Annotated in this window: 15 protein-coding genes; all 15 read left to right on the forward strand. The window is 35.2% G+C overall.

Annotation, left to right across the window (positions count from 1 at the left end):
- The first annotated feature begins 10 nt into the window (after positions 1 to 10).
- Complete coding sequence (locus tag AABL52_RS01120; RefSeq protein WP_064470674.1) at positions 11 to 853, forward strand: ABC transporter ATP-binding protein; 843 nt, start codon at positions 11 to 13, stop codon at positions 851 to 853.
- A complete protein-coding gene (locus AABL52_RS01125; protein WP_000144456.1) occupies positions 853 to 1,557 on the forward strand; it encodes an ABC transporter permease in 705 nt (234 codons plus the stop codon). Before AABL52_RS01120 ends, AABL52_RS01125 begins: the two co-directional genes overlap by 1 nt.
- Positions 1,558 to 1,719: 162 nt before the next feature.
- Positions 1,720 to 2,625, forward strand: a complete 906-nt coding sequence (locus AABL52_RS01130) for a M23 family metallopeptidase (protein WP_001214935.1) — start codon at positions 1,720 to 1,722, stop codon at positions 2,623 to 2,625.
- Between the two features lie 287 nt (positions 2,626 to 2,912).
- Positions 2,913 to 3,047, forward strand: a complete 135-nt coding sequence (locus tag AABL52_RS01135; RefSeq protein WP_000008900.1) for a hypothetical protein — start codon at positions 2,913 to 2,915, stop codon at positions 3,045 to 3,047.
- A 308-nt stretch (positions 3,048 to 3,355) separates the two neighbouring features.
- The gene (spoIIID, locus tag AABL52_RS01140) at positions 3,356 to 3,628 is read left to right on the forward strand and encodes a sporulation transcriptional regulator SpoIIID (RefSeq protein WP_000544012.1); all 273 of its coding nucleotides are present in this window, start codon (positions 3,356 to 3,358) and stop codon (positions 3,626 to 3,628) included.
- A 161-nt stretch (positions 3,629 to 3,789) separates the two neighbouring features.
- A complete protein-coding gene (locus tag AABL52_RS01145; RefSeq protein ID WP_000457989.1) occupies positions 3,790 to 4,791 on the forward strand; it encodes a rod shape-determining protein in 1,002 nt (333 codons plus the stop codon).
- 496 nt (positions 4,792 to 5,287) lie between these two features.
- Positions 5,288 to 5,722: a 3-hydroxyacyl-ACP dehydratase FabZ gene (gene fabZ / locus AABL52_RS01150; RefSeq protein ID WP_000931959.1), complete on the forward strand. Its 435-nt coding sequence runs from the start codon at positions 5,288 to 5,290 to the stop codon at positions 5,720 to 5,722.
- 366 nt (positions 5,723 to 6,088) lie between these two features.
- On the forward strand, positions 6,089 to 6,766 hold the full coding sequence (locus AABL52_RS01155; protein WP_341518766.1) for a CpsD/CapB family tyrosine-protein kinase: 678 nt from the start codon (positions 6,089 to 6,091) through the stop codon (positions 6,764 to 6,766).
- A 275-nt stretch (positions 6,767 to 7,041) separates the two neighbouring features.
- Positions 7,042 to 7,785 (forward strand): YveK family protein, encoded by a 744-nt coding sequence (locus tag AABL52_RS01160; protein ID WP_000393139.1) that lies wholly within the window; start codon positions 7,042 to 7,044, stop codon positions 7,783 to 7,785.
- A complete protein-coding gene (locus tag AABL52_RS01165; RefSeq protein ID WP_341518767.1) occupies positions 7,775 to 8,476 on the forward strand; it encodes a CpsD/CapB family tyrosine-protein kinase in 702 nt (233 codons plus the stop codon). Before AABL52_RS01160 ends, AABL52_RS01165 begins: the two co-directional genes overlap by 11 nt.
- Before the next feature lie 109 nt (positions 8,477 to 8,585).
- Positions 8,586 to 9,353 (forward strand): tyrosine-protein phosphatase, encoded by a 768-nt coding sequence (locus AABL52_RS01170; protein WP_341518768.1) that lies wholly within the window; start codon positions 8,586 to 8,588, stop codon positions 9,351 to 9,353.
- 239 nt (positions 9,354 to 9,592) lie between these two features.
- A complete protein-coding gene (gene bpsC, locus AABL52_RS01175) occupies positions 9,593 to 10,474 on the forward strand; it encodes a UTP--glucose-1-phosphate uridylyltransferase BpsC (RefSeq protein WP_341518769.1) in 882 nt (293 codons plus the stop codon).
- 17 nt (positions 10,475 to 10,491) lie between these two features.
- Positions 10,492 to 11,172, forward strand: coding sequence for a sugar transferase (locus tag AABL52_RS01180; RefSeq protein WP_341518770.1), 681 nt, complete (start codon positions 10,492 to 10,494; stop codon positions 11,170 to 11,172).
- Positions 11,173 to 11,190: 18 nt separating this feature from the next.
- Entirely contained in the window at positions 11,191 to 12,135 is a 945-nt protein-coding gene (fcl, locus tag AABL52_RS01185; RefSeq protein WP_341518771.1) for a GDP-L-fucose synthase, read from the forward strand.
- A gap of 35 nt (positions 12,136 to 12,170) precedes the next feature.
- Complete coding sequence (gene gmd / locus AABL52_RS01190; protein WP_341518772.1) at positions 12,171 to 13,247, forward strand: GDP-mannose 4,6-dehydratase; 1,077 nt, start codon at positions 12,171 to 12,173, stop codon at positions 13,245 to 13,247.
- Positions 13,248 to 13,312: the final 65 nt, after the last annotated feature.

Raw genomic sequence — 13,312 nt, forward strand, 5'->3', positions numbered from 1 at the left:
GGATGACGAGATGACATTGGCAATTGAAATGAAAGATGTAATGAAAAGTTTCAACGAAAAAACAGCACTCCGAAATGTAAATATTGAAGTGAAGCAAGGAGAAATTTTTGGATTCCTCGGACCGAGTGGATCTGGAAAAACGACAACAGTAAAGATTTTAACTTCTCAATTACTTCATAGTGTTGGAACGGTAAGAGTATTAGGGAAAGATATTACGGGGCCAAGCAGCATCGATTACAAACGAATTGGTATTTTAACAGACAATAGCGGTTTATATGAGAGACTTAGCATTTATGATAACTTACTATTATTTTGTGACTTATACGATTGTAAAAAAGAACGAATCGATGAAGTACTAGCACAAGTGAATCTATTAGATGATAAAAAAACATTAGTAAAGAAACTATCAAAAGGAATGAAGCAGCGCGTCACATTAGCTAGAGCGATTCTTCATAAACCGGATATCCTCTTCTTAGACGAACCAACATCTGCACTCGATCCAGTTAACGTACAAAACATTCATAAAGTCTTAAAAGATTTAAATAAAGAAGGAACGACAATTTTCTTAACGACGCACAACATGGAAGAAGCAGAGACTCTTTGTAACCGCATTGCCTTTCTATGCGGTGGAGAAATTGTAGCGCTTGATACACCGGAGAACCTTCGCTTGCAATACGCGAAAGATCAAATACAAGTCGTATTAAAAGATAAGCAAAAAGAAGTCGTACAAAAAGATGAATTAGGTGCAAAACGTATTTCAGAATGGATGAAAAAAGGCGAATTGCTATCGATTCACTCACATGAACCAACGCTAGGCGATATCTTTATTGAAGTTACTGGGAGGGGATTATAATGACATTTTCAATGAGACGTGTATCAGCTATTTTTAGAAAAGAAGTACAGGACTTTAAGACAAATTCACAAGTTTTGTTAATGGCATCTTTACCAATTATATTTGCATTTATATTTAGCCGATTTGGAGAAGGACAGGCAGGAGTTGGCATTATTACTTTAATGTCCTTTCTATTTGTAGCAGGATTTGTTCAATCAATGGTAATTGCAGAAGAGAAAGAAAAACATACGTTACGTGTGTTAATGCTATCACCGGCTTCTTCTGTTGAAGTTCTTCTTGGTAAAAGTATATTAACAGCATGTTTAACGTTAGGTATTTCCATTGTAAACTTATTCATTCTAGATCAATTAAGTGGAAATCTCTTATTGCTAGCATTTATTTTCTTATGTGGAACAATTCTATTCATTTTAATTGGAACAGTGATTGGATTATTAGCTGAGTCTGTCCCACAAACATCACTAATTGGAATGCCAATATTAATGACGATGTATTTAGCTGTACAATTTGAGCCAATGGTTGAAAATAAAGTAATTAAGACGATGATTAGTTATCTTCCAACATCTCATCTTGAAAAAGCGATTAAAAGCTTAGTGGAGGGTGCTGGGTTTAGTAGTATTAGTGGGCATATGCTAAATGTTGGAGTGTGGCTCGTTATTTCACTTATTGCATGTTTAATCGTATATAAAAAGAAACAATTAGACTAAAAACTGAGCCGAAAGTGCTCAGTTTTTTCTTTTTTCTATCATTTCCTCGGAAATTTTACAATTCTTATACATATTTTTACAGATTTTGTCGAAAAGTAATTAGTTATAGGTTGTATAGGATACGTGAATATTGTTCAAAATGATTGCTGAGGTGATGATGGAATGCGAGGAAGAAATAATAAAAAGTCGCAAAAGGTAGTACATTTATTTCAAAAAAGATGGGTGTTTCCGGCACTATACATTGCATGTGCAGCGGTAATTTTAATGGTTGCGCTATGGTTCCAAGGAGCTAATCCGAAGAAGACTCCGAACCAAGATCAAGCAACACCGTATACACAATCGGAAGATCCAGCAGTACCAGTAACGAAATCTTCAGAAGTAGTGAAAATGCCAGCAGCCGCGAGTGTGGAAGTAGTCGTACAGAAGAAGTTCTATGAAGATGCAGCAACTGAGGCGGAACAAGAAAAAGCACTTGTCTTTTATAACAACACATATTCCCCAAATAAAGGAATCGACATTGCTGCGAAGAATGGAAAAGAGTTCAATGTAGCTGCTGCTTTAAGTGGTACAGTAACGAAAGCTGAAAAAGATTCACTTCTTGGTTATGTTGTAACAGTTGATAGTGGAAATGGTGTAGCAGTTTCTTATCAAAGCTTAGGCAGTGTGAAAGTAGAAAAAGGTGCACGAGTTGCACAAGGTGAAGTATTAGGAAAATCCGGTCTAAGTGCAATGAATAAAGAAGCAGGTTCTCACGTTCACTTTGAAGTACGTAAAGACAATGTGGCTGTGAACCCTGAACGCTACTTAAATAAATCAGTAGCCGAAATTAAAGCTGATGCAGGTGCTGCAAAAGCAACGAATGCTTCTGGTAAAAAAGCTGATGACAAATCTCAAAAAGAAGAAAAGTCAACAAGCACGAAACCAGAAAATAAAACAGAAGACAAGTCTCAAAAAGAAGAAAAATCAACAAGCGGTTCGACTAGTGACAAAAAAGAAGAACCGAAGAAAGAAGAAAAATCAACAAATGGTTCTACAGAATCATCTAACAGTTCTTCTTCACAAGAATAAAAAAGTGGAAAAATCAGTTCTCGCTAGGAGAGCTGATTTTTTTACTTTCACCCCGCATTAACGGGCAGTAAGACCCCTACTTCAAATTTCAGTGAAAGCTAAGCAGTTAGGCCTGGGGTCAACTGCCCGTAAAAGCCCGATTGGTTCAACTAAGAATCAGTGGGAAATGGCGCCCACTGATTAAAGTTTCACTTTATATAAAAATACTCAATTTCGAGAAAAAAGTTGCAATAACAAGGAAAAATGACGAGATTCTCGAATATATATTACAAAAGGGAGGGGATACTGTGTCATTTTTGTTTGTTCTGTCGACTGCTATTATTTTATTGTTTGTTTTATTCACCTTATATTATTATATTGCTGGTAAGAAAGAGGTTCCCCACCATCAGTTATTAGAAGAAGATTTGGAACGAGAAGAATGACGCCTTATATATAAGGTGTCATTTTTTTTCGCCAAAATAGTCACTGTTAACGTATTTCTCACAAAAAAATGTAATTTTTCTTAACTTAGTCCGCAAAAATAGTGAACATGTAGCATATATCAGTAGTGCGGGCAATACAATGGTATAAACCAAAGCAAAGAGAGTGTTTGAGGTGAGAAATCGTGAATCATTTCATTATAAATCCAAGAATGTTTAACGCTTACAAACAGCACTCACACTTACTTCTTAGTCATATGCAGCGAGGCTCATTTCACCCTTCTCACATCCAATTTAGGGAGGCGAGTGGTGTGCACGATTACATCAAAGAGAGAACTATCAAGATTGGTAAGTATATCGTGGAGACAAGAAAGACAGTGCGTGTCATTGCAAAGGAATTTGGGGTATCAAAGAGTACAGTCCATAAAGATTTAACGGAACGTCTACCAGAAATTAATCCAGAGCTCGCAAATGAAGTGAAAGAAATTCTTGATTATCATAAGTCTATTCGTCATTTAAGAGGCGGAGAAGCAACAAAGCAAAAGTATAGAAAAGAAGATGTAGAAAAGCCGGTCCGTCAATAAATATGCGATCGCAAACATTCCGTGTCGATTCGGTAATATTTTTCAGAAGAATTCTTTTTGCGAATATTACGTTTCTGTTAAATTTATGATAAAATCAGAAATTAGGTGTAAAAGAATTCGGGTGTAACCTGATTTTGAATATCGAGGAGGAAAAAACGGGAATGTTTGCGCGAGATATCGGAATTGACCTAGGTACGGCTAACGTATTAATCCATGTTAAAGGTAAGGGTATTGTATTAAATGAGCCATCTGTTGTTGCAATTGATCGTAACACAGGTAAAGTATTAGCAGTAGGTGAAGAAGCAAGAAGTATGGTGGGACGTACGCCTGGTAATATTGTAGCAATTCGTCCACTTAAAGATGGTGTAATCGCAGATTTCGAAATTACAGAAGCAATGTTAAAGTATTTCATTAACAAATTGGACGTAAAGAGCTTCTTTTCAAAACCTCGCATTTTAATTTGTTGTCCAACAAATATCACATCAGTAGAACAAAAAGCAATTCGTGAGGCTGCTGAACGTTCAGGTGGTAAAACAGTATTTTTAGAAGAAGAACCAAAAGTAGCCGCAGTTGGTGCTGGTATGGAAATCTTCCAACCAAGCGGTAACATGGTTGTTGATATTGGTGGAGGTACAACAGATATCGCTGTACTATCTATGGGTGATATTGTTACCTCTTCCTCTATCAAAATGGCTGGCGATAAGTTTGATATGGAGATCTTAAACTACGTTAAACGTAAGTATAAGCTGTTAATTGGAGAACGTACTTCAGAAAATATTAAAATTAAAGTTGGTACAGTATTCCCAGGTGCACGTAGCGAAGAGCTTGAAATTCGCGGACGTGACATGGTAACAGGCTTACCACGTACAATTACAGTATGTTCTGAAGAAATTACAGAAGCACTAAAAGAAGACGCGGCTATCATTGTACAAGCTGCAAAAGGCGTATTAGAGCGCACACCACCAGAACTATCTGCGGACATCATCGACCGCGGTGTTATTCTAACGGGCGGTGGAGCTTTACTACACGGTATCGACATGCTTCTAGCAGAAGAACTAAAAGTACCAGTATTAATTGCTGAAAACCCAATGCACTGCGTTGCGGTTGGTACAGGTATTATGTTAGAGAATATTGATAAATTACCAAAGCGTGCTTTACGGTAAAGTGAAATTTTAATAAGTGGGGGCATCCCCCGCTTATTATTAGCTCGCAAAAGGCGTGGAAGATGAGAAGAACTACGGTTAACACCTTAGTTCTTTTTTGTTTTTGTATTCTTTTATTTTTTTATTTCATTTTGATTTATTGAGAAAATAGAAGAAAAATAAAGAAAAATGAAGAAAACAGGTAAAATATTCATATATATGGTTAAATTTAATATTTCCTTATTTGAAAACGTTTATAATATAATGAGTCGAATACGACATTAAGGCAAATAATGTTTCAATACATATTGCCTTTCCCTAATCTGGGCATACACTCTTTTCTACCTCCGTGTCAGTTGCAAGTATATGCAGCTATTGTAATGGAATAGAGTGTGTGCATTTTTTTTATAAATAGGAAGTGAAATTGCACTTTATAATGACAAACAATAAACAAAATGGGATAATAAACAATATGTCCAAGTGGTAAGACCAATATTACAAAAGGGGCGATTGTTACATGCTAAATATAGAACAAATTAAAGAAATCATTCCTCACCGTTATCCATTTCTACTTGTTGATAAAATATTAGAAGTAGATGAAGGAAAACGAGCGGTTGGAATTAAAAATGTATCCGCAAACGAAGAATTCTTTAACGGACACTTCCCTGACTATGCAGTTATGCCTGGTGTACTTATTGTAGAAGCATTGGCACAAGTTGGAGCAGTTGCGGTATTAAAGAAAGAAGAAAACCGCGGAAGACTTGCTTTCTTCGCAGGTATCGACAATTGTCGTTTCAAAAAACAAGTACGTCCAGGTGATCAACTTCGTCTAGAAGTAGAAATGACACGTGTACGTGGTCCAATCGGAAAAGGAAAAGCAATCGCAACAGTAGATGGTGAAGTTGCATGTGAAGCTGAAATTACATTTGCGATTGGTGATAAAAAAGAATAGATGTGAATTAAAAAAATTCTTCTGCAATAGGCGGAAGAATTTTTTTAATTTATGTATTTTTTGTTCGAAATATTAAAATGCAGATTAATCAGAATTTTTATTGTAAATGAATGGAAGTTCATATATAATGACGCTATAAATATCTTGAAATTAAGATAAATGATAGCGCGATAAAAATAGAGACGCGGTTGTCACATTATGAATGTTATGAGATAGGACAAAGCTTATGATGATTGGTTATGATGAATTGTAGAGGAAAGTGATGGGTAATTTTAACAGTATCAGTAAATGAAAAATGGGCGTAGCATATCGGACATAGAGAGATAAAGGGGAAAGTGTCGCATTTTGAAAAGAGGAGATCATACCATGTTCGGGAGAAAAAAAAGAAAACCATTACGACAATTAATTACACATAAAGAGCCTAAATCACGTGTTGCAGAACAATACCGTAACATTCGTACAAATATTGAATTTACATCTGTAGATAATCATGTTCGTTCTATTATTGTTACTTCGGCAAATCCAGGCGAGGGAAAAACAACGACAATTGCAAACTTAGCAGTTGTTTTTGGACAACAAGGAAAGAAAGTTTTAGTAATCGGAGCTGACTTGCGTAAGCCGACGATTCAAAACTTATTTGCCATCCACAGTTCAAATGGATTAACGAATCTATTATCAGGACAAGCAAAATTGATGCAATGCATTCAAAAAACAGATATAGAGAATGTATACTTAATGGCGTCAGGTCCAATCCCGCCAAACCCAGCTGAACTATTAGGTAGCCAGGGAATGGACGAGCTATTACTAGAAGCATATAACATGTTTGATATTATTTTAATCGACACACCACCCGTTCTTGCGGTTACCGATGCACAACTACTTGCGAACAAATGCGATGGAATCGTACTTGTCGTACGTAGTGAAAAAACAGAAAAAGATAAAATTGTAAAAGCGAAGCAAATATTAGACAAAGCGTCCGGTAAATTACTTGGTGTCGTTTTAAATGATAAAAGAGAAGAAAAGGAACAATATGGATATTATTAGAAAATAATGTATAGAATAATAAACTTTAAAGCTGATAAATAATTTTATCGGCTTTTTGAATTTTTATAAAATCACTTATTGATTTATATAAAAATCATGATATAATGGAAATTTTGGAAATTTGATGGAATGTGTTGTCATATTTAAGATTATTTTGTAAGATTATATATGTTTTTAAATAACAATCGTACATAGATATTACTAAAATAAAAAAATGTAAGATTTATATGTTATAATTTTTCTTATGTGCAAATTTTAGAAAGTTGGAGGAACTTATGGAAGAAACAATTAGTTTGAAAGAGTTATTTCATATTTTAAAAAAACGTTTAGCAATGATCCTCGTAATTGCCTTTGGTGCAGCTATTGTAAGTGCTATCATTAGCTTCTTCTTCATGACACCGATTTATCAATCTTCGACACAAATTCTTGTTAATCAGAAGAAGCAAGAAGGGGCAATGTTTCAAGCTGGAGAGGTTCAAACGAATATTCAATTGACGAATACATATAAAATTATTATGAAAAGCCCTGTCATTTTGGACCAAGTCAATGAAAAGTTAAACTTAAATATGTCAGCGCAGGCTTTAGCAAACCAAATCAATGTTACAAATGAAAAAGACTCACAAGTGATAGCTGTAACGGTGGAGGATAAAAATCCAAAAGTAGCTCGTAATATTGCAAATACGATAGCTGAAGTTTTTAAAGGCGAAGTCGCAAAAATTATGAATGTGGATAACGTAACGGTACTATCAAAGGCTGAAGTTGTCGAAAATCAGTCACCAATTAAACCTCGCCCGATGTCGAATGTAGTGATTGCTTTTGTGGTAGGTTTAATGATTTCAGTTTGTTTGGCATTCTTGCTAGAATATTTAGATAACACTTTGAAAAAAGAAGAAGACATAGAGGATTTATTAGGTTTACCAGTACTAGGTATTGTAGCTCGTATGGATGAAGAAACAACGAACGTGAAATCACATGCTCCATCATCAAGAAAAGTGAGGGGACAAACAATTGGCTCTTAATTTATTTAAAAAGAAAAAAAATCATCGTCAACGTCGTCAATTAATTGCTCATCAACAACCGAAAGCACCTATTTCAGAACAATATCGTAATATTCGAACGAATATCGAATTTGCAGCTGTTGATACGAATTTACATTCGTTAATGGTAACGTCTGCGAACCCAAGTGAAGGGAAAACAACAACAACAGCGAATATGGCTGTTGTGTTCGCCCAACAAGGAAAGAAAGTACTATTAATTGATGCAGATATGCGTAAACCAGCGATGCATCAAATGTTTCAAGTAGATAATATTTTCGGATTGACGAACGTATTAACACATAGTGAACGTTTAGAAAAATGTGTACAAACAACATCAGTTGATAATTTACACTTTTTAGCTTGTGGTCCAATCCCGCCAAATCCAGCGGAATTGTTAGGTTCAAAGTCAATGCAAGAGCTTCTTGCACAAGCATACAGTATGTACGATTTAGTTATTTTCGATTTACCACCAATTTTAGCTGTTACCGATGCGCAAATTATGGCAAATGTATGTGATGCTTCTATTCTTGTTGTTCGTAGTGAATCGACAGAGAAAGAAACAGCAGTAAAAGCAAAAGGGTTGTTAGAATCAGCTAAAGGTAAACTGTTAGGCGTCATTTTAAACGATCGTGAACGTGAACAAGGTCTATATTATTATTATGGCGCAAACTAATAAAGAGAGTGAGATATGAATAGAACATATCTCCTTTTTTCCCTTGAATATGAGATATCCCTCATGTTCAAGGGAAAAAAGATTACTAGAAAAGAGGGATGATGAAAGAATGATTGATTTACATTGTCACATTTTATTTGGTATCGATGACGGTGCACAAACAGTAACAGATAGTTTAGCGATGGCACAACAAGCCGTAGAAGAAGGAATACATACAATTGTCGCAACGCCACATCATCAAAATGGTAAATATGTAAACGAGCGTACTTCTATTATTCATCAAGTGAAGCAATTAAATGATGAATTGCAACAAAATGAAATCCCACTGAAAGTTTTACCAGGGCAAGAGGTCAGGTTATACGGTGATTTATTAGAAGACTATGAAGCTGGTAAAATCGTTACTTTAAATGAAACAAACAAATACATATTCATTGAATTTCCATCTAATCATGTACCTCGTTATGCAGAACAACTATTGTATGAATTACGTGTAAAAGGAATGATCCCAATTATCGTTCATCCCGAACGTAATGCCGAGTTAATCGAGCGGCCAGATAAGTTATATAATCTTGTCAATAAAGGTGCATTAACACAAGTGACGGCAGGAAGCCTTCTAGGTAAATTCGGGAAAAAGATTAAAAAATTCTCGCTACAACTAGTTGAACATAATTTAACGCATATGATTGCATCGGATGCACATAACACAACGTCAAGAGGATTTCATCTAGCAGAAAGCTATGAACTAATAGAGAAAGAATTTGGCGCAAGTGTTATGAATGATTTAAGAGAGAATCCATATTTAATCATTAGCGGGAAAGCAATTTATAAAGAAGATCCAGAACAAATTCGTCGTAAAAAGTTGTTTGGCATCTTTTAAATAAAGAACAGGTGATGTCTCCTAACCGTTATCAACGGAGGCACTCGGTCGTGCTGTGGGTAGAAATTATATTTCAACCTACCTTAGACGCTTGTCGTCGGGAGTATGACGTGAGGATGGGTTAGATGCCCATAATTTATTTGTAATAGAAACTCTACCTATAGGGTTATAAATATGACTCTATAGGTAGGGTTTTTGTTATTGTTACATATAAATAAAAGGATTTAGGGGGACTACAAGTGAAAAAAGTAAGAAAAGCGATTATCCCAGCGGCTGGTCTTGGAACAAGGTTTTTACCAGCGACGAAAGCGATGCCGAAAGAAATGTTGCCGATTGTCGATAAACCGACAATTCAATACATAATAGAAGAAGCGATAGAATCAGGAATTGAAGATATTATTATTGTTACTGGAAAAGGAAAGCGTGCAATTGAAGATCACTTTGATCATTCCTTTGAATTAGAACAAACTTTACTTGAAAAAGGAAAATTAGAAGTACTTGAAAAAGTACAAGCTTCTTCAAGAATTAATATTCATTACATAAGACAAAAAGAACCGAAAGGGCTTGGCCATGCAGTGTGGTGTGCGCGTAAATTTATTGGAAACGAGCCGTTTGCGGTATTACTTGGTGATGATATTGTACAAGCTGAAACACCATGTTTACGTCAATTAATGGATCAATATGAAGGTACACAGTCGTCAGTTATTGGTGTACAAACAGTACCTGAAAATGAAACACATCGTTACGGTATTATCGATCCAGTTGAACAAAATGACCGTCGTTATCAAGTACGTCAATTTGTTGAAAAGCCAGCACAAGGTACAGCACCATCAAATTTAGCAATTATGGGTCGTTACGTATTAACGCCGGAAATCTTTATGTTCCTTGAGAATCAACAGACAGGTGCTGGTGGAGAAATTCAATTAACAGATGCCATTCAACGGTTAAATGAAATTCAGCGTGTGTTCGCATATGATTTCGAAGGTACTCGTTATGATGTTGGAGAGAAGTTTGGGTTTATTAAGACGACGATTGAGATGGCGCTCCAGCATGAAGAATTAAAAGATGAATTGATGAAATATATGAACGAACTTGTTAGAAAAGAAAAAATACATGTATAAGGTGAGGTGAAAGGGCATTGGCCTTAACAAAAGTGTCAAGTGGAACTGCAAAAAAACAAGGATTACTTGCTGCTGAGGAGATAAATCAAAACGTATTATATTTATTTATAAAGCGTTTAATGGATATGTTTGGTGCATTATGCGGTATTGTTTTGCTATTACCTGTTTTTATTATTGTTATTATATTAATTAAGTTGGAAGATCCAAAAGGTCCTGTGTTTTTTAAGCAAATTCGTATTGGAAAAGATGGAGAGGAATTCGGAATGTATAAATTCCGTTCAATGGTAGCAGATGCGGAGGAGCGTTTAAAAGATTTATTGCAACATAATGAAGTAACGGGGGCCATGTTTAAAATGAAAGATGACCCACGCGTGACAAAAATCGGGAAGTTTATTCGTAAAACAAGTATTGATGAATTACCACAATTATTAAATGTATTAAAAGGGGATATGAGTCTAGTTGGGCCGCGTCCACCGCTTCCAAGAGAAGTAAAGGAATATACTCCCTATGATAAACAAAGATTACTGGTGACTCCAGGGTGTACAGGATTGTGGCAAGTGACGGAAAGAAATAGTGTTGGATTTTCTGAAATGGTAGAATTGGATTTAGAATATATACGAAATAGAAATGTTTTCTATGATATAAAGATTATATTAAAAACAGTAAAGGTATTATTAGGATCAAATAATGCATTTTAAAAAGGAGTTTAGAAAATCATGAAAAAAGATTCTAGAATTTATGTAGCAGGTCACCGTGGATTAGTTGGTTCGGCTATTTTACGTAAGTTAGAAGAACAAGGGTATACAAATTTAGTATATAAAACAAGTAAAGAATTAGATTTACGTGATCCAAAACAAGTAGAAGAGTTTTTCCAGGTAGAGAAGGTTGATTATGTATTTTTAGCAGCAGCTAAAGTAGGTGGGATTGTTGCAAATAATCAATATCCAGCGGACTTCATTCGTGATAATTTAATGATTCAAACGAATGTCATTGATTCAGCATATCGCTCTGGCGTAGAAAAATTACTATTTTTAGGTAGCACATGTATTTATCCGAAATTAGCTCCACAACCGTTAAAAGAAGAATATTTATTAACAGGTGAATTAGAACCAACAAATGAGCCGTATGCACTTGCAAAAATTGCGGGTATTAAAATGTGTGAATCATATAATCGCCAATACGGTACAAAGTATATTTCAGCAATGCCAACAAACTTATATGGTGAAAATGATAACTTTGACTTACATACATCACACGTATTACCAGCTTTAATTCGTAAGTTCCACGAGGCAAAAGAAAATAATGCTGAGTTTGTAGAGGTTTGGGGAACAGGTACTCCGTTACGTGAGTTCTTATACTCTGATGATTTAGCAGATGCTTGTGTATATTTAATGAATAACTACGAAGGTAATGAAATTGTAAATATCGGTGTAGGTGAAGATTTATCAATTAAAGAACTTGCTGAAAAAGTAAAAGCTACAGTAGGTTTTACTGGGGAGCTTCGTTTTGATACTTCTAAACCAGATGGTACTCCACGTAAGTTAGTAGATGTGACTAAGATTAATGCATTGGGATGGAAGGCAACAACTTCTTTAGATGAAGGTTTAAAGAAAGCATATGACTGGTTTCTACAGACAGAAAAAGAATTAGTAAGAAAATAATAATAAAAGATTAATAGAGATAACTGGAGGATATTATGAAAAAAGCACTTATTACAGGCGTAACAGGACAAGATGGATCATATTTAGCAGAGTTTTTATTAGAAAAAGGATATGAAGTACACGGTATTATTCGTCGTAGTTCTTCTTATAATCTAGATCGTATTGAGAGCCTAGTAAATGAAGAAATTGAAGGCTTAAATAATCAAGAAAATTTCCATCTACATTATGGTGATATTACAGATACATCTAATGTAATTCGCTTAATTAGTGAAATTCGTCCAGATGAAATTTATAATTTAGGTGCACAATCACATGTGAAAGTATCATTTGACGTACCTGAGTATACGGCAGATGTAGATGGAGTAGGAACACTACGTATTTTAGAAGCAGTTCGTATTTTAGGCCTAACTGAAACAACTCGTATTTATCAGGCATCAACATCTGAGTTATACGGTAAAGTACAAGAAGTACCACAAAAAGAAACAACGCCGTTTTATCCACGTTCTCCGTATGGTGTAGCAAAAATTTACGGTTTCTGGATTACAAAGAACTACCGTGAATCTTATAATATGTTCGCAGTAAATGGAATTTTATTTAACCATGAATCAGAACGTCGTGGTGAAACATTCGTAACACGTAAAATCACACTTGCAGCAGCACGTATTGCACAAGAAAAACAAGAAACATTATATTTAGGAAACTTAGATTCTCTTCGTGACTGGGGCTATGCGAAAGACTATGTAGAATGTATGTGGTTAATCCTTCAGCATGATAAGCCAGAAGACTTTGTTATCGCAACGGGTGAAATGCATACAGTGCGTGAATTCACTGCATTAGCATTCAAACATGTAGGCATTGAGCTTGAATGGGTAGGAGAAGGTGTAGAAGAAAAAGGTATCGATAAAGCAACAGGTAAAGTACTTGTAGCAGTAGATCCTAAATTCTTCCGTCCAGCTGAAGTTGAACAATTATTAGGAGACCCAACAAAAGCAAAAACATTATTAGGTTGGAATCCAACTAAGACTTCATTTGAAGAACTTGTTCGTATTATGGTAGAAGAGGATATGAAGAAAGTGAAGAAGGAAGATAAGTTGAAGAAGATGTTTGACTAATAATAAATTTAAAAGTAATTTTATGTGTGGAGCTTATAAGCACTGAATTATAATATGCTTTTACT

This window comes from Bacillus paramobilis, from assembly GCF_038096195.1.
Classification (GTDB): domain Bacteria; phylum Bacillota; class Bacilli; order Bacillales; family Bacillaceae_G; genus Bacillus_A; species Bacillus_A mobilis.

What these genes read in the sequence shown, in the direction of transcription:
- AABL52_RS01120 (WP_064470674.1), top strand. Translation starts at nt 11, where the DNA reads ATGACATTGGCAATTGAAATGAAAGATGTAATGAAAAGTTTCAACGAA.
- AABL52_RS01125 (WP_000144456.1), top strand. Translation starts at nt 853, where the DNA reads ATGACATTTTCAATGAGACGTGTATCAGCTATTTTTAGAAAAGAAGTA.
- AABL52_RS01130 (WP_001214935.1), top strand. Translation starts at nt 1,720, where the DNA reads ATGCGAGGAAGAAATAATAAAAAGTCGCAAAAGGTAGTACATTTATTT.
- AABL52_RS01145 (WP_000457989.1), top strand. Translation starts at nt 3,790, where the DNA reads ATGTTTGCGCGAGATATCGGAATTGACCTAGGTACGGCTAACGTATTA.
- fabZ (WP_000931959.1), top strand. Translation starts at nt 5,288, where the DNA reads ATGCTAAATATAGAACAAATTAAAGAAATCATTCCTCACCGTTATCCA.
- AABL52_RS01155 (WP_341518766.1), top strand. Translation starts at nt 6,089, where the DNA reads ATGTTCGGGAGAAAAAAAAGAAAACCATTACGACAATTAATTACACAT.
- AABL52_RS01160 (WP_000393139.1), top strand. Translation starts at nt 7,042, where the DNA reads ATGGAAGAAACAATTAGTTTGAAAGAGTTATTTCATATTTTAAAAAAA.
- AABL52_RS01170 (WP_341518768.1), top strand. Translation starts at nt 8,586, where the DNA reads ATGATTGATTTACATTGTCACATTTTATTTGGTATCGATGACGGTGCA.
- fcl (WP_341518771.1), top strand. Translation starts at nt 11,191, where the DNA reads ATGAAAAAAGATTCTAGAATTTATGTAGCAGGTCACCGTGGATTAGTT.
- gmd (WP_341518772.1), top strand. Translation starts at nt 12,171, where the DNA reads ATGAAAAAAGCACTTATTACAGGCGTAACAGGACAAGATGGATCATAT.